Origin of the sequence: Paenibacillus sp. FSL M7-0420 (assembly GCF_038002345.1) — a bacterium.
GTDB lineage: Bacteria > Bacillota > Bacilli > Paenibacillales > Paenibacillaceae > Paenibacillus_AQ.
The window spans coordinates 2,676,627-2,701,836 of record NZ_JBBOCJ010000001.1; the positions used below are offsets into that span (position 1 = coordinate 2,676,627).

The following is a 25,210-nucleotide window of genomic DNA, read 5'->3' on the forward strand; positions in this document are numbered from 1 at the left end:
TTCTCGCCGAAACGGTACCATCCTTTAAAAGGATGGCAATGCCGTTTCCACTTGCTATATTATTGTAATCGCTATCATACGGAAGGGGGGATCTGCTTGCAAACGGTAAAAGAGTGCCTGCTGCTGCTGTTGTTCATCCTAACACTGATGCTGACGGGCGGCTGCACGGGTGGCGGGAATAACGGCGGGCAACAGGCACTGCCAATGCAGGAGCCTTCTCCTGCGGCCCTTACAGGCCTGCTGCCATCGGCAGCGGAGATCGCCGCTGACAACAAGCCTATCGTGCTGGGCTTCTCCCAGCTAGGGTCGGAGAGTACCTGGAGGGAAGCGAACACCGCCTCGATCCGCGAAGCCGCCGGGGAGGCGGGAATTACGCTGCTGCTGAAGAACGCCGAGCAGGATCAGGAGCAGCAGTTCGAGGCCATCCGCTCTTTTATCCGCAGCGGGGCCGATGTGATCGCCATTGCGCCTGTGGTGCAGACCGGCTGGGAGCCGATTCTGCTGGAGATTAAGCAGGCCGGAATTCCGGTGATTATCCTGGACCGTTCAGTGAATGTACCGGACAGCTCGCTCTATGTCACATTCATCGGCTCTGACTTCTACGAAGAAGGGGTGAAGGCGGCCAAGTATGTGAGGGACAAGATGCGCCATCATAGCGAAGAGATCCGCATTGCCGAATTGCAGGGAACCGTAGGCTCAACGCCGTCCATCGACCGCGGGCGCGGGTTCCGCAAGCTGATCGCGGATCAGCCGAACCTGCGGATTACCCTGAGCGCCCCGGCGGATTTTACACGCAGCGGCGGTCATGAGGTGATGAAGACCTTCCTGCAGCAGCCTAAGGAGCAGTGGCCCCAGGTGCTCTATTCCCACAATGACGATATGGCAATCGGTGCAGTGGAGGCTATTAAGGAGGCCGGACTTGTGCCGGGAGAGGATATTATTATTGTGTCGGTGGACGGAACGCGGCGGGCATTCGAGCAGATGGTGGCGGGCAGCATCAACGCGGTGGTCGAATGTAATCCGCTGCTCGGGCCGCTGCTGATGCAGGCCGTGAAGGAGATTATCGCCGGCCGGACTCTGCCGAAGCGGATGGTGACCCCGGAGGATATATACACTCAGGAGCTGGCTGCAATAGAGATTAACAACCGCAAATATTAAGACAAAAAACCAAAAAATTTCAACTTTTCAAACAAAAATCTACATTGTTCATTGGGCAGAAGTATATTAAGATGATCTCGAATAACAAATATTAGTAGATTCATTCAAGTAATTCTATAGGAGGGGAGGATTGTGAGCTTCCGGCATAAGTAGCGCATCCGATTGAAAGGGTTTACACAAATTCGAAATGGAGGAGAATGCCGATGTTCAAAAAGCTCTCGGTGCTTGTGATGACCTTTGTTCTGCTGCTGGGCTGTATGCCTATGCTGTCTGCTCAAGCGGCAGGGAACGCCACAGCCAAACAGCCGGGAAATTCCAATCCGCTGATGGACCACAAGCTGGGTGCCGATCCCTTCGCATTGACGTATAACGGAAGAGTCTATATCTATATGTCGAGTGATGCCTATGTCTATAACAGCAACGGAACCGTGAAGGACAACGATTTCAGCGCACTGAACAAAATTAATGTCATCTCTTCGGCAGATATGGTGAACTGGACAGACCATGGTGCCATCCCGGTTGCCGGAGCCAATAATGTTAACGGTTCTGCGGGCATTGCCAAATGGGCCTCGCTCTCCTGGGCACCTTCAGCAGCCGTCAAAAAAATCAACGGCCAGGATAAATTCTTCCTGTACTTCGCCAACGGGGCGTCAGGCATCGGGGTACTGACAGCCAACTCTCCGATTGGCCCATGGTCCGATCCGCTCGGTAAAGCGCTGGTGACAGGCAGTACACCGGGAATGTCCGGGGTGACCTGGCTGTTTGACCCGGCGGTACTGGTCGATGACGACGGCAGCGGCTATCTGTATGCAGGCGGGGGCATCCCCAACAATTCGGACCCGGCATCTATTGCGAGTCCCAAGACAGCCCGCGTGCTGAGACTTGGTGCGGATATGACCAGCATTATTGGAAGCGCCTCCACGATTGATGCTCCCTATATGTTTGAGGATTCGGGCATCCACAAGTATGGCGGCAAATATTATTACTCGTATTGCTTCAACTTCTCCGGCACGCATCCGGCTGCCTATCCGGCAGGTGAAATCGGGTACATGGTCAGCAACAGTCCGATGGGACCCTTCACCTATACCGGGCATTTCCTGAAGAATCCGTATACGTTCTTCGGAGTGGGCGGCAATAACCATCATGCCGTGTTCAACTTCAATAACGAGTGGTATGTGGTGTACCATGCCCAGACTGTAGCGAAGGCAGTACTTGGCGACGGCAAGGGCTACCGCTCACCGCATATCAACAAGCTGTTCCATAATTCCAATGGGACCATTCAGGAGGTTCAAGGCAATATGGCGGGCATCGCCCAGATTGCCAATCTGAATCCGTATAACAGAGTCGAAGCCGAGACGATTGGCTGGAACGCTGGCATTACAACGGAACGTACGCAGGCTGCGGGCGGTCCTGTCAGCAATATGAATGTGACCAATATTAACAATGGAGACTGGGTTGCCGTGGGCAATGCCGATTTCGGCTCCGGCGCTTCCAGCTTCAAGGCGAATGTGGCATCGGCTACAGGCGGCGGTAAAATCGAAATCCGGCTCGACAGCGCAACCGGCCCGCTGGTCGGCACACTGAATGTTCCTAATACAGGAGGAGCGCAGTCCTGGCAGGAGGTACAGACTACGGTCAGTAATGCGGCAGGGGTGCACAGACTCTATCTGGTCTTCACCGGATCAGGCTCCGGCAATCTGTTCAACTTCGATTACTGGCAGTTCTCTACGGGCGGTGATGGCGGCACGACACCTCCTCCGGTAAGCAAGGTGGAAGCGGAGGACATGACGCTCAGCGGGACCTATGCCGGCAAGATCACTTCCCCTTTCAGCGGAGTGGCGCTGTACGGGAATGATGACGCTGCTGCATTCAATCAATATTATGCCTACGGTACGCATAACTTCTCGGTCCGGGGGGCTTCTAACAATTCCTCTACGGCGCGGGTGGATCTGCTGATCGGCGGTGTGAACGTTGGCTCCTTCAATTTCAGCGGCACAACGCCCTCGGTACAGACATTGACCAACGTGGCCCACGCCACCGGCAATCAGGAGGTCAAGCTGGTGGTTACCACAGATAATGGAAGCTGGGATGCCTATGTGGATTATATTGAATGGAGCCAGTGATGAGGCAATCAGATGGGAGGAGGGGCGCTATGGCAAGTGGAAACGGCCGTGTGCAACATATAAATTCTATTTTTAAAAAAACAGGGCTGTACCTGCTGGCAATTTCGCTCATGCTCGGCATCCTGTTCAATCCTTCTACGGCTGCGGCCGCGACCTTCACGAACCCGTTTATCTATGCCGATGCCCCGGACAATGATGTCATCAGGGTAGGCAATGTGTATTACATGACCAGCACCACCATGCATATGACCCCCGGAGTCCCTATCATGAAGTCCTATGATCTGGTGAACTGGGAAATCGTGAACTATGTCTACGATACGTATGCGAACGGGGATGCCCAGAACCTGAACAACGGACAGAATGAGTATGGCAAGGGTTCCTGGGCAAGCAGCATCCGGTACAATAACGGGATCTACTATGTGTCCTTCGGGTCCAACTCTATCGGCCGGACTTATATCTATCAGACCTCGAATATAGAAAATGGCCCCTGGACCTCATCGGTCCTGAACAGCTATTATCACGATGCGTCGCTGCTGTTCGACAATGGCCGGGTCTTCCTGGTGTACGGAGTTGATAATATCAGCCTGATTGAGCTGACGGCAGATGCCAAGGCGATTAAGTCTGGCGGAATCAGTCAGGTCATCATCCCGAATTCCAGCAATATTGCCGGTTCGAGCTTCGTCGTGAAGGCCGAAGGCGCGCATATCCAGAAGATTAACGGCTATTATTATGTGTTCCTGATCTGCTGGCCTTCGGGAAGCGGACGCACCCAATTGACCTACCGCTCCACCAGCTTAACCGGAGGCTATACGGGGCAGGTGTCACTTAACGACTCGGGCATTGCCCAGGGAGGAATCGTGGACACGCCATCCGGCTCTTGGTACGCGATGCTCTTCAGAGACAGCGGGGCGGTCGGGCGGATGCCGTATCTGGTGCCGGTAACCTGGTCAGGGAACTGGCCGGTCTTCGGAAGCGGGGGTAAGGCGCCGCGGACCCTGAACCTGCCTGCCGAAGGGTATCCGGTGAAGAAGGTGTACGCGTCAGACGAGTTCACAGCACCATCTTCAGGCTCAGGGCTGGCTAAGGTCTGGCAGTGGAACCACAATCCTGATAACTCGAAGTGGTCGCTGACTCAGCGCCAAGGCTTCATGCGGCTGACGACCGGCAAGGTAAGCACAAGTCTGCTGGATGCCCGGAACACGCTGACCCAGCGGACGTTCGGACCGAAGAGCACAGGCGTCACGGCTCTGGAGACGGGCGGAATGAAGGACGGGGACGTTGCCGGACTGGCTGCTTTTCAGGCGAAATACGGGTTCGTCGGCGTGAAAATGTCCGGCAATTCCAAATCCATTGTGATGGTCAATGCCAGCTCCGGGTCTATGACTCAAGTGGCGGGTGTGCCGCTCAGCCAGAACAGAGTCTATCTGAAGGTGCTCTGCGATTTCACTAATCAGACGGATAAGGCGTACTTCTCCTATAGTCTGGACGGCAACAACTGGACATCCATAGGGAATACGCTGCAGATGTCTTATACGCTGCCTCACTTTATGGGCTACCGGTTTGCACTGTTTAATTATGCGACGAAGTCAGCGGGCGGCTATGCGGATTTTGATTATCTGCGTCTGGAATAGCTTGTTTGAATTTGAACCCAATTAGAAAAAGGAGATGTATTCAATTGAAGAATAGAATCAAGAAGGTTGTGGGCGGGCTCGCCTTAGCGAGTGTCCTGCTCACCTCTGTGATGGCAGGCAATGCCAGCGCAGCAATTACCAACGGATCGAAGTTCCTGGGGAATATTATTGCAGGCAGTGCTCCCAGCAACTTCACCACCTATTGGAATCAGGTCACCCCTGAGAACGGCACCAAATGGGGAGCGATTGAAGGCAACCGCAACCAGATGAACTGGGGCAATGCGGACATGATCTATAATTATGCGATTAGCAAAAACATCCCGTTCAAGTTCCATACCCTGGTCTGGGGAAGCCAGGAGCCTAACTGGGTTGCCGGCTTATCGGCAGCGGAGCAGAAAGCGGAGATCAGCTCGTTCATTACTCAGGCAGGGCAGCGTTATTCGGCCAAGTCAGCCTTCGTGGATGTTGTCAATGAACCGCTTCATGCCAAGCCTTCGTACCGTAATGCCATCGGCGGTGAGGGAAGCACCGGCTGGGATTGGGTCATCTGGTCCTTCCAGCAAGCCCGGGCGGCGTTCCCGAATTCCAAGCTGCTCATCAATGAATATGGCATTATCGGTGACCCCAGCGCGGCCGATAAGTATGTGACCATTATCAATCACCTGAAGTCCAGAGGACTGATCGATGGTATTGGTATTCAGTGTCACTACTTCAATATGGATAACGTTAGTGTGAGCACCATGAATACTGTACTGAATAAGCTTGCTGCAACAGGCCTGCCAATCTATGTCTCCGAGCTGGATATTACCGGTGATGACAACACCCAGCTTGCCAGATACCAACAGAAATTCCCTGTGCTCTGGAACCATCCTTCCGTTAAGGGCGTAACCCTGTGGGGCTACATCCAGAATCAGACTTGGGCAGCGAATACCCATCTGGTGAATTCCAACGGTACAGAGCGCCCGGCGATGAAGTGGCTGAAGCAATACCTGGGCGGCTCCTCGGCCCTGATGGAAACCGCCGACACCCAGGACATCACCGACAGCGTAATCCAGCCGGACAGTGTGGTTGAGCCAGACCTGCAACTGGATCTCCAGCCGGTGCTGGAACCCGTTCCGGCCGAGTAAGGTGACAGCATAAGGGCTGTTGCCAAAGTGTGAACAAGGCTGTTACTGATGCATGAATATGGCTGCTCCCCATGCGTGGTAAGACGCGCCGGGAGCAGCCTTTTTTTGGTGGGATGCAGTGCGGAGGTGCATGGGCCAAATGTAGTCGAAAAACCGAACACACATTGGTTAGTGCGGAGGCGCGTGGACCAAATGTAGTCGAAAAACCGAACACATTGGGCAGTGCGGAGGTGTGCGAGCCGAATGTAAGCGAAAAACCGCACACATTGGGCAGGCACAGGCGGACCGGAAGGCAGCTTGTGATTTTCATCTTGCGTTCGCTGACCAAAAGTGGCACACTAGTAATAAATATATTGAACGTGGCAAAGTATGCCCCGCTCCCTTCTCTTGTAGAAGGAGGCGGGGTTTTGTGCGTTTATAGATTAATCTCATTGCAGAGCGGGGGAATTAAAGTGGGATTTACAGAAGAACATGACCAGTGGTTAAACAAGCATTTGAAACAAAGAAAGGGGGAGCGGCTTGATGCACTTAAGCGGGGGCATAGCTACGGTAACCGCTTATTTGTTGAATGTGTGTGGTGGCCACTTACCGGACATTTTCACGGACTCCATCCGGAATATGAAGTTAAGGATTGGCGCGGCAGATCCTATTTTATTGATTTACTGTGGGAGGTTGGTTCCTCGCGTATTGCATTTGAAATTATGGATTACGGATCGCATGGAACGGACCGGAGCAAATACCGGATGGACTTGAATCGCGGTCTCTTCCTGCAATCGCAGGACTATATGGTTCTTTATATCTCGCTGGATGAGATGAAAGAGAATCCGTCTTTTGTCCTTTCCACACTGCGGAATGTGCTGACTCCTTACTTGTTGGCAGGAACTGCTAATAGAAGCACAGAGAAATCCTATTCCAGAATTGAACGGGATTTGATGAGGTTAGCTATCCGTAACTATCGTGTCCTTCGTCCCGGCGATGCAGCGAGAGAGCTTGAGCTACACTACACCACAATTATTAAATACAGCCGTATGCTGGTGGATAAAGGGAAATTCCGCCCTGTAGCGAGAGGGACTTCTCCGCGAGTTACATACTACGAGTATATAGGCACCATTCAAAGCCCAGATTTGGTCTAAAAAACAGCGTCACCGAATGTAATCGAAAAACCGATTACAATGGGCCGGACGGGAGGCGTGGACGAAAATGTAATCGAAAAACCGATTACATTGCGCCGGATGGGTGGTGCGGACGAAAATGTAATCGAAAAACCGATTACATTGCGCCGGATGGGCGGTGCGGACGGGAATGTAATCGAAAAACCGATTACAATGGGCCGGATGGGCGGTGCGGATGGAAATGTAATCGAAAAACCGATTACAATGGGCCGGATGGGTGGTTCGGATGGAAATGTAATCGAAAAACCGATCACATTGCGCCGGACGGGGGGCGTGGAGGGAAATATAATCGAAAAACCGATTACAGTCGGCCGGACGGGGGGCGTGGCCGAAAATGTAATCGAAAAACCGATTACAATGGGCCGGACGGGGGGCGTGGACGAAAATGTAATCGAAAAACCGATTACAGTCGGCCGGACGGGAGGCGTAGATGGAAATATAATCGAAAAACCGATTACAATCGGCCGGACGGGGGGCGTGGACGAAAATGTAATCGAAAAACCGATTACATTGCGCCGGATGGGTGGTGTGGACGGAAATGTAATCGAAAAACCGATTACATTGCGCCGGCTGGGTGGTGCGGATGGAAATGTAATCGAAAAACCGATTACAGTCGGCCGGACGGGTGGTGTGGATGGAAATGTAATCGAAAAACTGATTACATTGCGCCCGCCATCGCTCACTGCACAGGCAGCTTGTCCCCGCACCCGCCAATCTCACCCGCCATCCGCCGCAGGAAGAACGATCTTCCCCTCCCTATACACCTTCCTATACTGTGAAGGCGTGTAGGAAGTAACCTTCTTGAATATCTTCGAGAAGTACAGCGGGTCGTGGTAGCCGACCGAGTAAGACAACGACTTCACCGACAACCGCGACTCCGCCAGCAGCTCACAGGCCCGCCGGATGCGCAAGGTGGTCAGGTAGCTGGAGATGGAGGTGCCTGTCTCTTTTTTGAACAGCCGGAACAGGTAACTGCGCTCAATCGACACATATTCCACCACATCCAGCACCGACAAGGAAGACTTCCAATAGTTACTCTCGATATAGGCCTTCGCTGACCCTACATAGTCCTTCTTGAGACTGGCCTGCTCACTCGGATAATACTCCATGTAATACGACAGCAGCAGATGAAGCGCCGCATCCGAGCGCTCCCGTGCATACGGCTCCTGTTGATATCCCTTGACCTCATCGTACATAGCTCTGAAATCCTGCGGGGCAGCCGTTACAACGGGCTGGTCCGGTGAGATATGAATCATGGCAAGCAAGCGCAGAGCCTCTGCCCCGCTGAACTCGATCCAGCAATACGCCCACGGGTCCTGCGGATCAGGATAATAATACACCTCCGTCTGCGGAAAAATCATGAAGCTCTCGCCCGTCTCCACAGGGTGTACCGTCTGGCCGGTCTTCAAGTAGCCCCTGCCGCTTACGATATAATGCAGCGCATATACATCCCGGACGCCGGGTCCCCATCTGTGCAGATTGGGGGGCTTATATCCGTTTCCTTTTACCATTGGACCCTCATTGAGTCCGTATTCCCTAGAGTTCATAGTCGGCACCTGTACCCTTTAAAATGATAATACTACTATTATAAGCTGAATATCAGCCACTGGCTCTATGCCCAGTCGTCACTATAGTGAATATTTGGACTTCCTGCATAATACCCCAACAGGCTGTCAGAATTAACTGGATTTTATAGGCGTTTATGCAACTATATAGATTGAACTTGATAACTCAAGTTAAAGGAAAAGGGACGGAGGGGAATTTTGGAACTGTAGGAGCGGTAGCGTCCGCCTTTGTATTTGGATTTCTACCGCGAGGAGCGGTTTCAATCAGGAAATCCTAATACAACAGCGGCCGGAAGTCCAAAACTTCTCTGGAGTCGCGGCTAATCCCAAAACATAAAAATAATTAGTTCAATTTATATAATAATGTAGATGGAGCCAGTTAAGTATGTCTTAGCCGTATTCAAAAATGACAACGCTTTCTTAAGAATGTTGGCTTACGCCGTCCCGGAGCTTGCAGGTAAACTAAAGGTACGAGGGAGGAGCGCATATGGAATTGGAAACACAGCCAAAAAGTCCCGGAACCGGCGGCGGCCGGCGGTCGTTTTTATGGAAGCGGTTTAAAAAACAGAAAGTACTGCATTTGTTCGTCGGGCTAGGCATGATCTATCTGCTGATCTTCGCGTATACTCCGATGTTCGGCATTCTGATGGCGTTCAAGGATTACAGCATCTCCGGCGGCATCAAAGGAATCTTCACCAGCGATTGGGTCGGGTTGAGGTATTTCGATGAATTTGTCCATGACTATCAATTCGGCAAGCTGGTCCGCAACACGCTGGTCCTCAGTCTGCTGAAGGTCATCTTCGCCTTCCCGGCGCCGATCCTGCTGGCAATCATGCTGAATGAAGTGAAGCACATGGCCTTCAAGCGGTTTGTGCAGACGATCAGCTATCTGCCGCATTTTATCTCCTGGGTGGTCGTGGTTGGCGTATCCTATGCCTTCCTGTCCGCCGATGTCGGTGTGGTCAATAAGGCGCTGATGGCGATGGGCTTCACGGATGAGCCGCTGGCCTTCCTGACCAGTCCGAATTACTTTTGGGGGCTGGCGGTAGGGAGTGCGGTGTGGAAGGAGATGGGCTGGTGGACGATTATTTTTCTGGCAGCGATCTCGGGGATCAGTCCTTCCCTGTATGAGGCTGCTGAGATTGACGGTGCTGGAAGGCTGGCGCGAATCCGTTATATCACCCTGCCGGGGATGAAGGGAACCATCGTTGTTGTACTGGTGCTGACCATCGGAAGTATTCTCGGCGGCGGACTGGTAGGCTCCAACTTCGAGCAGGCCTACCTGCTCGGCAACAGTATCAATAATCCAACCTCTGAGATTGTCCAGACCTACGCATTCAGGGTGGGGTTAAGCGACGGGCGGTTCTCCTATGCAGCGGCGATCGATTTAATTCAATCGGTAATTTCGGTAGCGCTGATATTCTCCAGTAACTATATCGCCAAGCGGGTGTCAGGCTCAAGTCTGTTTTAGAGAAAGGAGGGAAGGCTATGCTGAAGAGTCAGCGGCAGAAGGATTTTGTTTTTGACAGCGTGATCTATGTGGTATTGTTCATTATTATGCTTACGATGCTGTATCCGTTCTATTATGTGTTAATTGCCTCCTTCAATAAAGGCTCGGACTCGCTGCTGGGCGGTGTGTATCTGTGGCCCCGGAATTTTACCCTGGAGAATTACCGGGTGTTCATGGATGATCCCAAGTGGGTGAAGGCGTTCCTGGTCTCCGTACTGCGGACAGTGTCCGGCACCTTGCTCGGACTGCTGCTCACCAGCATCGTCGCTTACGGTCTATCCCATCGTGATCTGTTATTCAGCAAGGTCTATTTCACAGTGATCGTATTCGCTATGTACTTCTCCGGCGGACTGATCCCTTATTATGTAGTCCTGCGTTCACTAGGCTTGTTAAATTCCTTTGCGGTGTATATCATCCCGTCCATGCTCAGCACGTTCTTCCTGCTCATTGCGATCTCATTCTTCCGTGAAATTCCCGCTGAGCTAAAAGAATCTGCGCATATAGACGGGGCCGGTGAGCTTACGATATTCTTCCGCATCATCCTGCCGGTCTCAACGCCGGTGCTGGCGACTATGGCCTTGTTCATGGGGGTGGGGCAATGGAATTCCTGGCTGGATTCGGCTTATTTCGTCCAGTCCGAGGAGCTGCGTACGCTGGCCTTCCGCATGATGGAGGTCATCAACAAGAGCAACTCTCCGATGGATTCGCTGGCGGTAGCCAACAGTGCCTCGGCGGGTGTGACCAGCTTCTCCTTACAGGTCACTTCAATGGTCGTTTCCATTGTTCCCATTATCTGTGTGTACCCGTTCCTGCAGAAGTATTTTGTTCATGGCATCATGCTGGGTTCGGTAAAAGGCTAGGCCAGTGCTTCAGTGTTCAAATGTTCCATTGCTCATACAGCTCATTAATTCAATCATGGAGGGATTAGCTTGAACAAAAGCAGAAGCTTCAAGATCGTCGCAGCCGCACTCTCAATGGCCGTAGTGTTATCCGCCTGTGGCGGTAACGGGGGAAATACCGCCCAGCCCGCCCCGTCCGGCAGCCCGGACGCCGCAGCAGGCGGGAATGCACCGGCCAAGCCCGGACAGGTGAAGGAGTTAAGCCTCTTCATCGATGCGTCGTGGTACCCGGTTACGGAATGGAAGGGCCCGGTCGCCGACATGATTACCGAGAAGACGGGAGTGAAGCTGAAGGTTACGGTCGCTACCGATGATAAGCAGCTTCCGCTGATGATTGCCTCCGGTGACCTGCCGGACCTGGTGTTCACCTCTTCCAACATAGACCGGTTATCCGACTCGAAGCTGTCATATTCCTGGAATGAGCTGATTGAGAAATATGCGCCGGATTTCAAGATTGACAAGACCCGGATTGCTATTCATACCATGGATGACGGCAAGTTCTATACCGTGCGGAATTCCTTTGCTACCCAGGAGGAGATGGCGAATAGTAAATATTCGTTAGGCAGCGACGGCAACCCGGGCATCGCGGTACGGGAGGATATTCTGAAGGAGCTGGGGAATCCGCCGATCAAGACCCTGGATGATTTCGTCAAGGTGCTGGGCATGGTCAAGGAGAAATATCCCGAGATGGTCCCGCTGATCATGGACAAGGACTGGATCGAACAGTATTTCCTGGCCCAGTTCGGTACGGAGACCCTGCTCGACGGCTGGTATGAGCAGGACGGCAAGGTGGAATATGCGATCAGGCAGCCTAAGATGCTGGACTTCTTCAAGTTCATGAATAGCCTGTACCGCAACGGATATATCCTGGCTGAGAATTTCGCACTGGCCAATGACCAGATTGATGATCAATATGCTACGGGCGGCAAAGCCTTCGCCCATAGCCACACCGTCTCCACCGCAGATACCGATAACATCAAGATCAAGAGCAATCAGGGGAACTTCTCCTTCAAGATGCTGCCAAGCGTATTGTCGAAGGATGCCAAGGTAGTCAGCTCAGGACTCGGCTTCTCCGGAACCTTCATCACCAAGAAGAATAAGGACCCGGAGGCCTCCATCAAATTCATGCAATATCTGGCCAGCGACGAGGGCAAGAAGCTGACGATGTTCGGGGTAGAGGGCGTGCACTGGACCTGGAATGAAGAAGGCCACCCCGATTTCAAATACAATCCGTCCGATGCCGATTTCGTGAACAGCAACGGGATTAAGTGGTGGTATCTGTATAACGATGGAGTTACGGAGGGCATGCTGTCCTATGTTCCTGAGCTGCAGAAGACCCAGGCACTGATGGAGCTGAAGTCCGTCAGAGTCTATAAGCCGGAGATCGGCCTGATCCAGACTCAGCCGGATTCACAGGAGAAGACCATTAAGACCAAGATTGATGAGATGGTCAAGAATGAGAAGGTCAAAATCTATCTGGCTGAGTCGGAGGAAGCCGCAGTAGCAGCCTATGAGAATATGCTGAAGAACGCAGAGAACATCGGCCTGCAGAAGCTGACCGATTGGGCGAATGCGACCTATCAGAAGAAGAAAGAACTGTTCAAGTAAGCGAATTCCTGCCGGTAGAGACCTGTCTCTACCGGGTTTTACATGTTCATGGTAGGATTAGAGAACACAAGTCGGGCACCGGAGGGACAGACTGCCGTGAGCATTGTACGCAAGATGATAGTAGGGTATATCTTTCTGATTTTTATTCCTGTAGTTACGTTTGGCTACTATTATTATAGTAAGATCTATGACAGTGTAAGCAGCCAGTTTGTGGAGAGCCGTCAAAAGATACTGGAGCAGGCCTATGCCAATATGAAGGCGGATCTGGCTCGGATTGATTCCACCCAGCGTATGCTGCAGTACAACCCGTATGTCACCGACTATCTGGACGGCAGCTATGAGACGGACTCAGAGAGCATATATGCCTATAACCGTTATATCAATCCGGTGATTCTGCAATCGCTTAATATCAGTCCTGAGATCGACACGTTCAGAATCTATATAACCAAGCAGGGCGTGCTGCCCATTACTGACCGGCTGCTCGAACTATCGGCGCTGGATGAACAGGGTGCCGAGGCTACCCGTATACTCCGGCCGGGCCAGGGCAAGTGGATCATTCCCGATCCTGAAGTGGAAGCGCCCCCGCTGGTATTCTACCAGAAAATATATAATAATGACTTTACCGAGATTGTGGGATTGCTGGAGCTGCGGGTCGGCAGTGAGCTGATCCGCAAGTTCTACCGGGCAACAGGCGGAGGGGATTGGACCGCGCTGCTTCTGCCGGCAGAGGGTGAGCCGCTGGAGCGGGAAGGCATTCCCGCAGCGGTGGACGATGCCACCTGGAGCAGACTGGCTTCGGGAGAAGCACAGACCTATTTCATTAACCGGGAGGTCATTGTTAATCAGCTATATATGAAGGAACTGGGCGTACGTGTCGCGGTAATCGGCAAGGTATCCGAGGTGTTCCGCTCGATCAGGAGCCAGGAGCTGGTGATGATTACGACATTCGCGGTGCTGCTTGCGTTATTGTCGTTCGCCTATTACACACTTGCATCAACGATTACGAAGCGCGTACTCCGGCTCGCCAGGCATATGCGCAATCTGAACGATGACAACCTGAAGCAGTCGGTCAGCAAGGAAGATAAGCCGGGCCGCAGGGATGAGATCAGCTTCCTGACCGAGACCTACAATTCGATGCTCCTGCGCATGGATGAGCTGATCAACAATGTCCACCGGGCCGAGCTGCGCAATAAGGAAGCCGCTTACAAGGTGCTCCAGGCCCAGATCAAGCCGCATTTTCTCTATAATACGCTGGAGACCATCCGCATGCTGGCCGAATCGAACAACGACAAGGAAGTGGCGGAGATCTCTTACTGGTTCGGCAAGCTGATGCGCTACAGCCTGTCCGCCCAGGACGATCATACCGTTCTCTCCCAAGAGCTTGAGACCGTAGTTTTCTACCTCAATATTCACAAAATGCGGCTGCAAAAAAGACTTACCTATGAGGTCGATATCGCTGTGGCTGCCGAGAACCTGATCTGTCCAAGATTCATCCTCCAGCCGCTGGTCGAGAATAGTATTATTCACGGAGTTGCCGTGACACTGCGGCCGGTCCATATCCTGATTCAGGCGAAGGAGACGGCGGATGAGATTCGAATCAGCGTGTCGGACAGCGGCATTGGCATTCCTGAGAACCAAGTGCGGCTTATTCGCGCCCGGTTATCCCGCGCAGAAGAGGTGAGGACTCAGGAGGAGGCGGAGGGAGGCGTGGGGCTGTATAATGTCAGCGAACGGATTAAATCATTCTATGGCGGGACTTCACGGCTGGATCTTGAGAGTGAAGAGGGCAAGGGGACCTGCCTGACCATCATCCTATCGAAAGGGGCGGCAGAGCAAGCATGAGAATTCTGATCGTAGACGATGAGCCGATTATCCTTGGAGGGCTGGTGAAGGTGATTGGCGGAGCCGCGCCGGTCGGAGCCGAGATCCGCGAGGCCGGCGACGCCTTCGAGGCGCTTCAGATTATGAAGGAATACATGCCGGATGTGACGGTAACCGATCTGCATATGCCGGAGAAAAACGGGTTCGAGATGATGGAGGAGGCGAAGGAGAACGGTTTATGTGAGCGCTTCATTATTCTTACCGGACATGATGACTTCGAATATGCCCGCCGGGCGCTCCGCTACGGGGTAGTGGACTACCTGCTGAAGCCGGTGGATAAGGAGGAGGTAGCCCGGCTGCTGAGTCTGGTGAACCGGAATCTTCCCTCCCTGGACAGTACGGACTGTCCGCCTCATGCCAAACGGATTCTTGCCTATACCCGGCTGAATTACATGAATGACCTGTCCCTGGATCATCTGGCTGAGCTGATGCATCTTCATCCGAATTACATTAGCAGCCTGTTCAAGAAGGTCACCGGCGATACGTTCGTCAATTACCTGAATACCACCCGGATCAAGGAAGCGCAGAAGCTGCTAAGCCTCCACCGGGATCTGCCGGTAGGTGAGATCGGACGCCGGGTCGGGTATGAGAACAAGCATTACTTCAACAAAGTGTTCAAAAAATACACCGGCAGCACCCCGGGCTCTTACCGTGACAATCACTAATTAATTCCCCTCTTGGCCTTCATGCACTTCAGCTTGTAGGTACGCCCGTAGGCTGTGCCGTATCTTACGATCCGGTCCAGCATCCGGGTATCCTTCAGCTTGGTGAACGGGCAGGGATCGGGGGCGGTGTTCACCTCCAGAATCCAGGGAGTCAGCCGCCGGTCCAAGGCCAAATCCAGGCCGATTTCCTTAAGTCCGGGATAGGCAGAGCTTAACTGGAGGGCGCACTTCACGCCAAGTTTGTACATTTGGGCAAGCAGCTCACTGCTTTTTTCTGAACGGGTGTAAGCCTTCAGCAGCGTCTCCACCGGATAGATGGTTCCGCCCTGGCTGCCATTCGTAACCACCTTCTGCGGATGTGCCACGCGTCCCGCCGCTCCGGTAGCCTCCCACTCCCCCTGAAGATTACGCTGCACCATCACCCGGATATCAAAAGGCCGTCCGCCGTAAGTCAGCAGCCGGATGCCCTTTTGCACCAGATAGGATCGGCCCCGGGTCTCCGCCAGGAGGGCCTGATAGGCCTCGTTATAATTACCGAATGTGCGTATCCTTGTCCCTGCCTGATAGCGGTAGGACCGTCTGGTCCCCGAATCAGTCCCGCTTCCGCCAGCGCCGCTACTGCTCCGCAGCATCCGCTGTTCAACCCTTATGACGCCTTCGCCCAACGAACCGCAGCAGGGCTTAATGTAGACCATCTGATGATTTTGCAGCATGGCCTGGAGTACTCTCCGGCTTAATTGCCGGGTCTCCGGGATATGTCGCTTTAATTCAGACTTCTTCGCCAGTACCGTTGTCTTCGTTAATTTATTGGAGATTCGGCTGATTTGCTCCTTCATGCTACTCCCCCGTTCTATGGACTCTAATAGGCTATAGTACGGTACAGAGCAGGATTTGGCTTGGGCGGATGCCCCGGGGCCGAACACACAGGCCGATGATTACATAGATTATTGAAGGTATTCATCCGGGGCTGCGTTCAGGCAACCGGTGCGGGAGGCGTCGAGAGGAATGGCGGAGCAGTGGCGGGATAAAGTAAACGAAGTAATCAGGTACTTCCCCTGGTACAAGGATCTTATCGGCAATGAGCACGTGAATTACAGTCTGGAGCAGCTTCCCCTTATGACTTCGGATCTGCTGGATATTCATTATTATAACAACGAACCCGATGCTTCCCATGCCGTCTACCGGACCTCGGGCACCAGTACAGGACGGCGTAAGGCAATCGTCTATTCGGAAGAGGATGAACAGCATTATATCGATATCAAAACCAGGCTGTTCGGGGAATTGCTTCAGGGAAGCGGATGTGCCCGGGCGCTGGCGGATATGGGAACCGGACATGCTGCGCATACGGCGCTGGCTATATTTGCACGGCTGGGACTGGTGAACAGCTCCATTCCCTTCGAGTTGCCGGTAGAACAGCATATTGAGCGTATTCAGGCTTTCCAGCCCGACCTGCTGTACACCATGCCCTCGATCTTGGATCATATCGTATATGCTGCGGAGGACCCCCGGGCGTTCGGAATCCGCAAAATCATTCTGGTCGGCGAGATCGCTACCCGCGAGTGGCAGCAGAACATGGCCCGCCTGTTCGGCCTGAAGCCGCAGGATATTACCGATACGTACGGGTCGATTGAAATCGGCACGATTGCTTATTATTCGCATGAGCTGGGCCGGTATCTGCTGGCTGAAGGCATCGTTGCCGAAGCTGTGGGAACGGAGATCGTAGGGGAAGGGCTCGACCCGCTGGGTAACGGCGAAGGCATTCTGGTGTTAACTTCAACCGTGCGTAAGCTGCTGCCAGCCCTCCGGTTTGTCACCTATGATGTGGTGAGGGATTTCAGGACTGTGCAGGTAGACGGGGTGGAGCGGCAGAGCTTCCAGTCCATCGTCAAGCGGGTGGGCCGTGAGCTGAAGCATGGGGAGAAAATCAGCATCTACGATATTGAACAGGTGGTCTACCGTCATCTTCAGCAGGCCAGGGTCCGGGTCGGGGTCAGCCATAATGCATTATCCGTGTACATCCAGAGCAGGTCAGCTGCTCCATCCTGCGTTCCGGTCATCAGGGAAGAGATCAGGGCATGCATCCCGGAGATTGGTCTGATGATCGCAAATCACCTGCTTGACGATATTGAAGTCATTCTGATGGCAGAGGATGGGGAGCTTGCGGGCGGACAGGTGAAGAACAAGAAGCTGTATTATCAGAAGGAGAAGGACCAAATGCAGGGCAGGGCGGAGCCGCAGACAGTGGAGCAGCGGGCAGAGCCTCAGCTTACCAGCGGGATTTTATCGGCTATCGGACATACACCACTCCTGAAGCTGGATAATCTGTTTCCTGCCAGCGGGTTCAGCGTCTACGCCAAGCTGGAGCTGATGAACCCGGGAGGAAGCGCCAAGGACCGCCCGGCCTTGCGGATGATCCGGGAAGCGTGGAAGGACAGTCTTATTGGGCCGGGGACCGTTATTATTGAATCCAGTTCCGGGAATATGGCCATCAGCCTGGCCATGATATGCAAGCAGCTGGGGATGACCTTCATCAGTGTGGTGGATGCCAGAACCACCGGGATGAATCTTCAGCTGCTGAAGGCCCTGGGTGCGGCTATTGATTTCATTGACCGCCCTGATCCCGAAACCGGGGAATTCCTGCCGGCCCGGCTGAAGCGTGTGCAGCAGCTGCTCGCGGAAATACCGGGCAGCTATTGGCCGAATCAGTATGCCAATCCCAATAACTATTTATCCCATTATGATACGACTATGCCGGAGATCGTGAAGGAACTGGTGCAGGTCGATTACCTGTTCTGTAGTGTTAGTACCTGCGGAACGATAAACGGACTGGCAGAATACGTGAAGGACAAGGGACTGCGGACCCGGATTGTGGCGGTGGATGCAGAGGGTAGCGTTATTTTTGGCGGCCATGCGAAGAAGCGGCACTTCCCTGGACTGGGTGCCGGTATTGTGCCCCCGCTGCGCAGACCGGATTTGATCGACCGGATTGTGCATGTTACCGACGCCGATATGGTCAAGGGCTGCCGGGCGCTGGCCCGCAGGGAATCCATTCTGGCCGGAGCCTCCTCCGGGGCCGTGCTTGCCGCTATTCGGCAACTTAAGGAGGAGATCCCTCCCGGCGCAGTCTGCACCGCCATCCTGCATGATAAGGGAGAACGGTACCTCGATACGGTATACTCGGATACCTGGGTTCAGAGCCAATTCGGAGCGGAGCTGCTATCAGCTACGGAAGAGTTCCTAGTGTGATTACAACAGGGAGAACATTTACGTGGACGATCATACCTGACACGAGCTTGGTATTATCGGCTGGAGGCTGATAATGCCAAGCTCATTGTCAGCTGACCCTTAGCGCTCCTTGGCAGCAGGATTGAACGGATTCAGAGATAGTCATCACCTGGGAAGAAGGCCTATGGTATGATGGACGTAATCGTAATAGCAGAACCGCCCGTGATTTTACACCCCATTAACATGCTTCATATGTTCGCGTGATATAACTGAAACAATCGGTTATAAGAGGAGAAGATGAGATGAAGCTAAGCAAAGAGGAGAGATCGTGGATTCTGTACGACTGCGGAAATTCCGCTTATTCGATGGCCGTGACTACGGCGCTGCTGCCGATTATCTTCGGGATGTTCGATAATGTGGGCAGCAGTATGGACCTGGGGTACTTCAACTCCATCGCCAGTATTCTGGTCGCGGTCCTCAGCCCGATTCTGGGCACGATTGCGGATTATAAGGACCGGAAGAAGCGGTTTTTTATTTTTTTCGCTGCGCTTGGTATCCTTGCAACCGCCTCCCTGGCCTTCGTGTCCCCGGACAGCGGTCAATGGCAGCTGCTCATCGCCTTTTACATTCTGTCAGCGGTCGGCTTCGCCGGGTCTAACATCTTCTACGATTCCTTCCTGGTGGATATTACGGAGGACGAACGGATGGACAAGGTGTCTACCCGGGGGTTCGCCTACGGCTACATCTTCAGTTGTATTCCGTTCGGCATCAGCCTGCTGCTGATCTTCCTGCTGGGGATGGACAAGGCCATCGGCTACCAGATCGGGTTCATCATTACGGCGCTCTGGTGGGGGCTGCTTACGGTGCCGATGATCCGCGATGTGAAGCAGAGATATTATATCGAGCCTGAGCCGAAGCCTGTTGCCCGGAGCTTCCAGCGTATCGCTGCCACCTTCAGGAATATCCGCCAGCACCGAATCGTCTTTGTGTTCCTGCTCGCCTACTTCTTCTACATTGACGGAGTAGATACGATTATCAAAATGGTTGTGCCCTACGCCACCTCCGTCCTCGGCACAGATGCCCTGGATACCTTCACGCTGCTGGGAATTCTGCTCATCATCCAGATTATTGCCTTTCCCTGCGCGATTCTCTATGGCAATCTGGCCAAAACCTACTCCGCCCGGAATCTGATTATTGCCGGGATCTTCACCTACGTTATTTCTTGTATCGCAGCGTTCTTCATTAGCTCGGTATGGCATATTTTCCTGCTGGGTGCGCTGATCGGCTCGGCACAGGGCGGCATTCAGGCGCTTAGCCGGTCCTATTTCGCCAAAATCATCCCGAAGGAGAATTCCAACGAATTCTTCGGGTTCTATAATATTTTCGGCAAGTTCGCGGCGATTCTCGGCCCTGCCTTAATGTCTCTGACCACTACCTTGAGCGGGGATGCCCGCTACAGTATTTTATCGATTATTCCGCTCTTTCTGATCGGCTTCTTGATCTTCATCACATTGCCAAAGGGGACATAGTATGGAATCTACTGGACTGCAACCGCAACCACCCCCGGCAGCCAAGCATCTGATCGTCATCTCCTATGATGCCTTCTCTGAGGATCACTGGGAGCTGGCCAGCCGCCTGCCTAATCTGTCGAAGCTGATCACCAGCGGTGCTTACAGCAACCGTCTGAGAAGTGTCTATCCCACGCTCACTTATGTGGTGCATACGACCATCGCTACCGGCGTCTACCCGGATAAGCACGGCGTTTATCACAACAATCCGCTGCAGCCGTTCGTGCCGGAGGAGGAGCAGCGCTGGTTCTGGTTCCGGGAGGCAGTCCAGGTGCCAACGATCTATGATGCCGCGCGTAAGGCGGGTCTGAGTACGGCGGGACTGCTGTGGCCGGTAAGCGGCAAGTCCTCAATTCAGTATAATATTCCAGAGATCCGGGCGCTAAAAGGAGAGAATCAGGCGCTCAAGATACTGCGAAGCGGCAGTCCCCTGTACTGCGCCCGGCTGGAGTTGAAATACGGACGAATCAGGCAGGGAATCACCCAGCCGCAGCTCGATAACTTCACCACGAAGTGCGCCGCCGATACAATTAAGCGGCATAAGCCGAACCTGCTGCTGATGCATCTAATCGACCTGGATGACACCAAGCATATGTACGGCACGGATAGCGGGGAAGTGGACGATGTCATCCTGCGGATGGACAACCGGCTGGGTGAGATCATGCAGGCGGTAGAGGATGCCGGAATCTGGGAGGAGACGGTGATTATGGTACTGGGTGACCATGGTCAGTTCAACGTGCGCTACAAGGTGCATTTGAACAACCTTTTGCAGGCTAAGGGGCTGATCTTTGACAAGGACGGTGAGATGCACTGGCGGGCCTACTTCCAGAGCGGCGGCGGTTCAGCTTATCTGCATGTGCAGCCCGGAGATGAGGAAGCGCAGCGGCTGGCCTTGGCGGTGGTGGATGAATATAGGCGTGAAGGAGCATCAGGAATCGAGAGTGTATATACGGAAGAGACGCTGAAGCAGCTCCACGCCAGCCCGGTGGCAAAAGTCATGCTTGAAGCACAGCGGGGCTACAGCTTCGATGAGACGCTGGCGGACACGCTGATCACCGATCTGCAGGCTGAAGGCATACGCTATGCTACGCATGGCTACTCGCCGGATGCAAGCGGGTACCGCTGCAATCTCGTCATCGCAGGGGCCGCGATCAAGCAGAGCTACCCCATCGGTGACCTGGAGATGGTCGATATCGCCCCGACGATGGGACGGATTCTGGGGATGGAGTTCGGGCCGGGGGACGGGCGGGTGTTGGAGGAGATTTTTGAGGCATAGCTAGGGGAATAGTAGTGGTAGTAGGAATGCTAATAGAGCAACTTCCATCGGTCTGATCAGGATGTCCGCGCACGCGGCCGCCGGGTTGGGCTTTTTTTTGTTGATTGCAGAGGCCAATATGATGATAGCTAGCTTATGCGGAGGTGTGGAGCGGGAGACTGTAATTTAAATTTAAATTACCGTTGACAATTTGCCTATGATCAAATATATTATCCATAAGAATAAAAGTTTCCTGAAGGAAACATATATGCAGATGAGAAACAATAGACATATTAATAGGCTTTATAGTTTGAACTAAAAAATTTAAGTTTAGGGAAAAGTGGCGAACAGCCAATTCCAAAACCTAAAAAATCATTAGTTCAATTTAGCCAGATAGGCTAAATAAGAGACGGGGTGCTGACATGATTCAGATTAAAGGTTTAAATGTTGATTATTTCGGCCATTCGGCGCTGGAAGGAGTGACGCTCGATATCCCCTTCGGGCATTCGGTAGGCATTATCGGGCCTAATGGCGCCGGTAAATCCACGTTCATTAAGGCGCTGCTGGACGTAATCAAGAAGAGAAGCGGAACGGTGAAGGCAGAGGGGAAGGACATCGCCCTGTACAGACGGAATATCGCCTACGTGCCGCAGAAGAACGATATTGACCTGACTTTTCCCATTACAGTGAAGGATACGGTGCTGACCGGAACTTATCCGAACTTGAAGCTGTTCCGGCGTCCGGGCAAGAAGGAGCGGAATATTGCGGAGCGCAGCATGGCGATGGTGGAGATCGGTGACCTTGCGGATAAGCAGATCAGCAATTTGTCCGGCGGGCAGCTGCAGCGGGTGTTTATCGCCCGGGCGCTGGCTCAGGAGGCCAGTGTGTTTTTCCTGGATGAGCCGTTTGTGGGCATTGATATGGTCAGCGAGCGCATCATTGTGAACCTGTTCAAGCAGCTCCGCGAGGAAGGCAAGACCATCCTGGTGGTGCATCATGATCTGCATGAGGTCGAAGAATATTTTGACAAAATCATTCTGCTCAACAAGCAGCTAATCGCCTTCGGAGATGTACAGGATACCTTCACCACGGAGAATATCCGCAGAGCCTACGGTACCTCCTTGGGCAATGTAATGATCCAGGGGGCAGGAGGTGCCGCTCATGCTTGAGTCCTTATCCAGCCTGCTGAATATTCCAGTGTACGCCATTAACGCCGGGCTATCTGCGATTATCCTCGGGATTGTCTCGGGGGCGCTGGGCAGCTTCATCGTTCTGCGCAAAATGTCGCTGATGGGCGATGCCTTATCTCACGCTGTGCTTCCAGGCGTCGCCCTGTCTTATATTCTGGGCATTAACATCCTGCTGGGCGCTTCGTTATTTGGCCTGTTAGCCGCTATTCTCATTCAATTCATCACCAGCCGCAGCAATATTAAGAGCGATACCTCCATCGGCATCATTCTCAGCTCCTTCTTTGCACTCGGCATTGTTCTGATTACATTCGCCCGCAGCGGGCTGGATCTCACCCATATTCTGTTCGGCAACATTCTGGCCGTTCCGCAATCCGAGCTGCTGCAATCCTTCATCATCATGCTGGCGGTGCTTGCCATTATTACACTGCTGTACAAAGAACTGCTGATCAGCTCATTCGATCCGGTGGTAGCGAAGGCATACGGGCTGAAGACCGGCTTCTATCATTATCTGCTGATGATGCTGCTCTCCGTAGTGACCGTCTCCTCCTTGTCCCAGGTTGGGATTGTGCTGGTCATCGCCATGCTGGTCATCCCGGCAGCCACCTCGTATCTGTGGTCTAATTCCTTACTGCATATGATCGTTTTAGCCTCTGCAGTAGGGGCAGCCTCGGGGATCATCGGCGTATACGTGAGCTTCCGCTACAATCTGCCGACAAGTGCAACAATCGTGCTGGTTGGCGTCACCCTGTTCAGCATTTCATTCATCATATCGCCCAAAAATAATTTTCTGCGGAAAGGATTGAAGCAAGCATGAGACTGTTCAAAATACTATCGGCATCCGTACTCCTTCTACTACTAGCAGCCTGCTCCAACACCAGTAAGGGGGGAGCGGATGACGGTAAGCTGGAGATCGTGGCCACGTATTCGATTATTGCCGACATGACCCGGAATATCACCGGAGATAAAGCGGAGGTCTATAGCATGGTGCCTATCGGCACAGACCCGCATATGTATGATCCGCTGCCCGCAGATACAGGCAAGGTGTCGAGTGCGGACCTTATTTTCTATAACGGCTTGAATCTGGAGACCGGGAAGGGCTGGTTCCAGGATCTGCTCAAGGTGACGAAGAAGGAAGCGGCCGCGTTTGCCGTCTCTGAAGAGGTTGCTCCGATGTACCTAACGGAGAAGGGGAAGGAATCTCAGGTTGACCCTCATGCCTGGCTGGATATACAGAACGCGGTCAAGTATGTGGATGTCATTACCGCGCGTGTGATCGAACGGGACCCGGACAACAAGCAGTATTATCTGGATAACCAGACCGCGTATGTGAAGGAGCTGACCGAGCTGGATCAGTATGCCAAGGAAGCCGTGAGCAAGGTCCCGCAGGAGAAGCGCGTCCTGGTGACCAGTGAAGGAGCCTTCAAATACTTTTCCAAGGCCTATGGCTTCGAATCCGCCTTCATCTGGGAGATCAACACGGACAGCCAGGGAACACCGGAGCAGATGAACCGGATTATCGGCATTATCAAGGAGAAGCAGATTCCGGCGTTATTCCTGGAGACGAGCGTCAACCCCAAGACAATGGAGACCATATCCCGCGAGACCGGGGTGCCGGTGCACTCCAAGATTTTCACGGATTCTCTGGCTAAGGAAGGCGAAGACGGCGACACCTATCTGAAGATGATCAAGTGGAATATCGATCAGGTGATTGAGGGCTTGTCGAAGGAATAAGCGGATGCCTGTGTACGAAAAAGAGCCCGCAACAACCAATAACCCGCAAGGCCGGATAAGCACTGCTATCCTTGCCTGCGGGTTATTCGTTATCCTTAGGGGTTATTTTGTGTGGTGACAATCCCGAGCACAAAGCCGTCATAGCCCTTGCTGCCGACCGTCTGTATTGCAGTAGCATCTATACGCGGCTCTGCGGCGAGCAGCTCCATGAACTGCCGGATACCTTGAACCCGGTCATCCTTACTGCCCGGGTCAATAACCTCGCCGTCACGCACTACGTTATCAGCCACAATGACCGCGCCCGGCCGGGCCAGCTTCAGCGCCCACTTCAGGTAATGCGGATTATTAGGCTTGTCGGCATCAATGAAGATGAAGTCAAACGGCTCATCGCCCCGGGCTTCCAGCAGCGCCAGCGAATCCAGCGCCGGGCCTTCAATTACCTCTGTCTTGTCTGCCAGCCCCGCCATTCTCAGGTTATCCTCAGCTACCACAACATGCTTGTGCTCGAATTCCAGCGAGACCAGCCTGCCCGTCTCCGGCAATGCCCGCGCCAGCCAGATGGTGCTATAACCGCCCAGGGTGCCGATCTCCAGAATGTTGGACGCTCCCTTCATTTTGGCGAGCAGATACAGCAGCTTCCCCTGATTCGGAGCGACATCAATCGCCGGTAAGCCGGCCCCGGCATTCGCATCCAGCACAGCGTCCAGGACCGGATCTGCAGCCAGCAACCTGTCACTGAAATAGGTATCGACCTTACTCCATTTACTTTGTTCTTCCATGTGAATCCCTCCGTTAGTTGTGTTTTGTATTAGTGGATTAGAACTGCTTTAAATATAAGGGTTTATCATTCATAATACTAATATATGTTAATGTCATAATCATAAATATAGGTTATGAATACA

20 protein-coding genes are annotated in these 25,210 nt (G+C 53.2%); 17 read left to right on the forward strand and 3 right to left on the reverse strand.

All coding sequences use genetic code 11. From position 1 onward, the window contains the following. Positions 1–96: 96 nt before the first annotated feature. From MKX51_RS11090 to MKX51_RS11115, 6 genes are all read left to right on the forward strand, one after another. Positions 97–1,158, forward strand: a complete 1,062-nt coding sequence (locus tag MKX51_RS11090) for an ABC transporter substrate-binding protein (RefSeq protein WP_340992385.1) — start codon at positions 97–99, stop codon at positions 1,156–1,158. Between the two features lie 203 nt (positions 1,159–1,361). Then, positions 1,362–3,281: a carbohydrate-binding protein gene (locus tag MKX51_RS11095; protein WP_340992386.1), complete on the forward strand. Its 1,920-nt coding sequence runs from the start codon at positions 1,362–1,364 to the stop codon at positions 3,279–3,281. A gap of 29 nt (positions 3,282–3,310) precedes the next feature. Further along, positions 3,311–4,912: a glycoside hydrolase family 43 protein gene (locus tag MKX51_RS11100; RefSeq protein WP_340992387.1), complete on the forward strand. Its 1,602-nt coding sequence runs from the start codon at positions 3,311–3,313 to the stop codon at positions 4,910–4,912. A 44-nt stretch (positions 4,913–4,956) separates the two neighbouring features. Continuing rightward, positions 4,957–6,039 (forward strand): endo-1,4-beta-xylanase, encoded by a 1,083-nt coding sequence (locus MKX51_RS11105; RefSeq protein ID WP_445322001.1) that lies wholly within the window; start codon positions 4,957–4,959, stop codon positions 6,037–6,039. A 452-nt stretch (positions 6,040–6,491) separates the two neighbouring features. Next, positions 6,492–7,172 carry a hypothetical protein gene (locus MKX51_RS11110; protein ID WP_340992388.1) on the forward strand — a complete coding sequence of 227 codons (681 nt, stop codon included), beginning with the start codon at positions 6,492–6,494 and terminating at the stop codon, positions 7,170–7,172. Between the two features lie 57 nt (positions 7,173–7,229). Then, positions 7,230–8,000 carry a hypothetical protein gene (locus MKX51_RS11115; protein ID WP_340992389.1) on the forward strand — a complete coding sequence of 257 codons (771 nt, stop codon included), beginning with the start codon at positions 7,230–7,232 and terminating at the stop codon, positions 7,998–8,000. On the opposite strand, the gene MKX51_RS11120 is transcribed toward MKX51_RS11115, so the two are convergent. Further along, the gene (locus tag MKX51_RS11120) at positions 7,928–8,722 is read right to left on the reverse strand and encodes an AraC family transcriptional regulator (RefSeq protein ID WP_340992390.1); all 795 of its coding nucleotides are present in this window, start codon (positions 8,720–8,722) and stop codon (positions 7,928–7,930) included. The genes MKX51_RS11115 and MKX51_RS11120 overlap by 73 nt on opposite strands. 541 nt (positions 8,723–9,263) lie before the next feature. Here MKX51_RS11120 and MKX51_RS11125 point away from each other — a divergent pair. The 5 genes from MKX51_RS11125 (at position 9,264) to MKX51_RS11145 (ending at position 15,339) form a co-directional block, all read left to right on the forward strand. After that, positions 9,264–10,247 (forward strand): ABC transporter permease, encoded by a 984-nt coding sequence (locus MKX51_RS11125; RefSeq protein WP_340941667.1) that lies wholly within the window; start codon positions 9,264–9,266, stop codon positions 10,245–10,247. 17 nt (positions 10,248–10,264) lie between these two features. Continuing rightward, positions 10,265–11,146, forward strand: coding sequence for a carbohydrate ABC transporter permease (locus MKX51_RS11130; RefSeq protein WP_340941666.1), 882 nt, complete (start codon positions 10,265–10,267; stop codon positions 11,144–11,146). Positions 11,147–11,215: 69 nt separating this feature from the next. After that, on the forward strand, positions 11,216–12,793 hold the full coding sequence (locus MKX51_RS11135; RefSeq protein WP_340941665.1) for an extracellular solute-binding protein: 1,578 nt from the start codon (positions 11,216–11,218) through the stop codon (positions 12,791–12,793). A 96-nt stretch (positions 12,794–12,889) separates the two neighbouring features. Then, on the forward strand, positions 12,890–14,635 hold the full coding sequence (locus MKX51_RS11140; RefSeq protein WP_340992391.1) for a sensor histidine kinase: 1,746 nt from the start codon (positions 12,890–12,892) through the stop codon (positions 14,633–14,635). Further along, a complete protein-coding gene (locus MKX51_RS11145) occupies positions 14,632–15,339 on the forward strand; it encodes a response regulator transcription factor (protein WP_340992392.1) in 708 nt (235 codons plus the stop codon). The genes MKX51_RS11140 and MKX51_RS11145 overlap by 4 nt, the downstream gene beginning before the upstream one ends. On the opposite strand, the gene MKX51_RS11150 is transcribed toward MKX51_RS11145, so the two are convergent. After that, positions 15,336–16,175 carry a YheC/YheD family protein gene (locus MKX51_RS11150; protein ID WP_340992393.1) on the reverse strand — a complete coding sequence of 280 codons (840 nt, stop codon included), beginning with the start codon at positions 16,173–16,175 and terminating at the stop codon, positions 15,336–15,338. The genes MKX51_RS11145 and MKX51_RS11150 overlap by 4 nt on opposite strands. Positions 16,176–16,344: 169 nt before the next feature. Between MKX51_RS11150 and sbnA the strand changes: the two genes are divergently transcribed. The 6 genes from sbnA (at position 16,345) to MKX51_RS11180 (ending at position 24,308) form a co-directional block, all read left to right on the forward strand. Further along, positions 16,345–18,585 carry a 2,3-diaminopropionate biosynthesis protein SbnA gene (gene sbnA, locus MKX51_RS11155; protein ID WP_340992394.1) on the forward strand — a complete coding sequence of 747 codons (2,241 nt, stop codon included), beginning with the start codon at positions 16,345–16,347 and terminating at the stop codon, positions 18,583–18,585. 281 nt (positions 18,586–18,866) lie between these two features. Then, a complete protein-coding gene (locus MKX51_RS11160) occupies positions 18,867–20,093 on the forward strand; it encodes an MFS transporter (RefSeq protein WP_340941659.1) in 1,227 nt (408 codons plus the stop codon). 1 nt (position 20,094) lies between these two features. After that, a complete protein-coding gene (locus tag MKX51_RS11165; RefSeq protein ID WP_340992395.1) occupies positions 20,095–21,408 on the forward strand; it encodes an alkaline phosphatase family protein in 1,314 nt (437 codons plus the stop codon). Between the two features lie 404 nt (positions 21,409–21,812). Then, positions 21,813–22,556 (forward strand): metal ABC transporter ATP-binding protein, encoded by a 744-nt coding sequence (locus tag MKX51_RS11170; RefSeq protein WP_340827797.1) that lies wholly within the window; start codon positions 21,813–21,815, stop codon positions 22,554–22,556. Further along, positions 22,549–23,391 (forward strand): metal ABC transporter permease, encoded by an 843-nt coding sequence (locus MKX51_RS11175; RefSeq protein ID WP_036729903.1) that lies wholly within the window; start codon positions 22,549–22,551, stop codon positions 23,389–23,391. The genes MKX51_RS11170 and MKX51_RS11175 overlap by 8 nt, the downstream gene beginning before the upstream one ends. Further along, on the forward strand, positions 23,388–24,308 hold the full coding sequence (locus MKX51_RS11180; RefSeq protein ID WP_340941656.1) for a metal ABC transporter substrate-binding protein: 921 nt from the start codon (positions 23,388–23,390) through the stop codon (positions 24,306–24,308). Before MKX51_RS11175 ends, MKX51_RS11180 begins: the two co-directional genes overlap by 4 nt. A 95-nt stretch (positions 24,309–24,403) precedes the next feature. Here the strand turns inward: MKX51_RS11180 and MKX51_RS11185 are convergent, their stop codons facing one another. Beyond that, a complete protein-coding gene (locus MKX51_RS11185) occupies positions 24,404–25,087 on the reverse strand; it encodes an O-methyltransferase (RefSeq protein ID WP_340941655.1) in 684 nt (227 codons plus the stop codon). Positions 25,088–25,210 lie beyond the last annotated feature (123 nt).

Coding starts and splice junctions, on each gene's coding strand:
- MKX51_RS11095 (WP_340992386.1), top strand. CDS start 1,362: ATGTTCAAAAAGCTCTCGGTGCTTGTGATGACCTTTGTTCTGCTGCTG.
- MKX51_RS11100 (WP_340992387.1), top strand. CDS start 3,311: ATGGCAAGTGGAAACGGCCGTGTGCAACATATAAATTCTATTTTTAAA.
- MKX51_RS11120 (WP_340992390.1), bottom strand. CDS start 8,722: ATGGTAAAAGGAAACGGATATAAGCCCCCCAATCTGCACAGATGGGGA.
- MKX51_RS11125 (WP_340941667.1), top strand. CDS start 9,264: ATGGAATTGGAAACACAGCCAAAAAGTCCCGGAACCGGCGGCGGCCGG.
- MKX51_RS11130 (WP_340941666.1), top strand. CDS start 10,265: ATGCTGAAGAGTCAGCGGCAGAAGGATTTTGTTTTTGACAGCGTGATC.
- MKX51_RS11145 (WP_340992392.1), top strand. CDS start 14,632: ATGAGAATTCTGATCGTAGACGATGAGCCGATTATCCTTGGAGGGCTG.
- MKX51_RS11150 (WP_340992393.1), bottom strand. CDS start 16,175: ATGAAGGAGCAAATCAGCCGAATCTCCAATAAATTAACGAAGACAACG.
- sbnA (WP_340992394.1), top strand. CDS start 16,345: ATGGCGGAGCAGTGGCGGGATAAAGTAAACGAAGTAATCAGGTACTTC.
- MKX51_RS11160 (WP_340941659.1), top strand. CDS start 18,867: ATGAAGCTAAGCAAAGAGGAGAGATCGTGGATTCTGTACGACTGCGGA.
- MKX51_RS11165 (WP_340992395.1), top strand. CDS start 20,095: ATGGAATCTACTGGACTGCAACCGCAACCACCCCCGGCAGCCAAGCAT.
- MKX51_RS11175 (WP_036729903.1), top strand. CDS start 22,549: ATGCTTGAGTCCTTATCCAGCCTGCTGAATATTCCAGTGTACGCCATT.
- MKX51_RS11180 (WP_340941656.1), top strand. CDS start 23,388: ATGAGACTGTTCAAAATACTATCGGCATCCGTACTCCTTCTACTACTA.
- MKX51_RS11185 (WP_340941655.1), bottom strand. CDS start 25,087: ATGGAAGAACAAAGTAAATGGAGTAAGGTCGATACCTATTTCAGTGAC.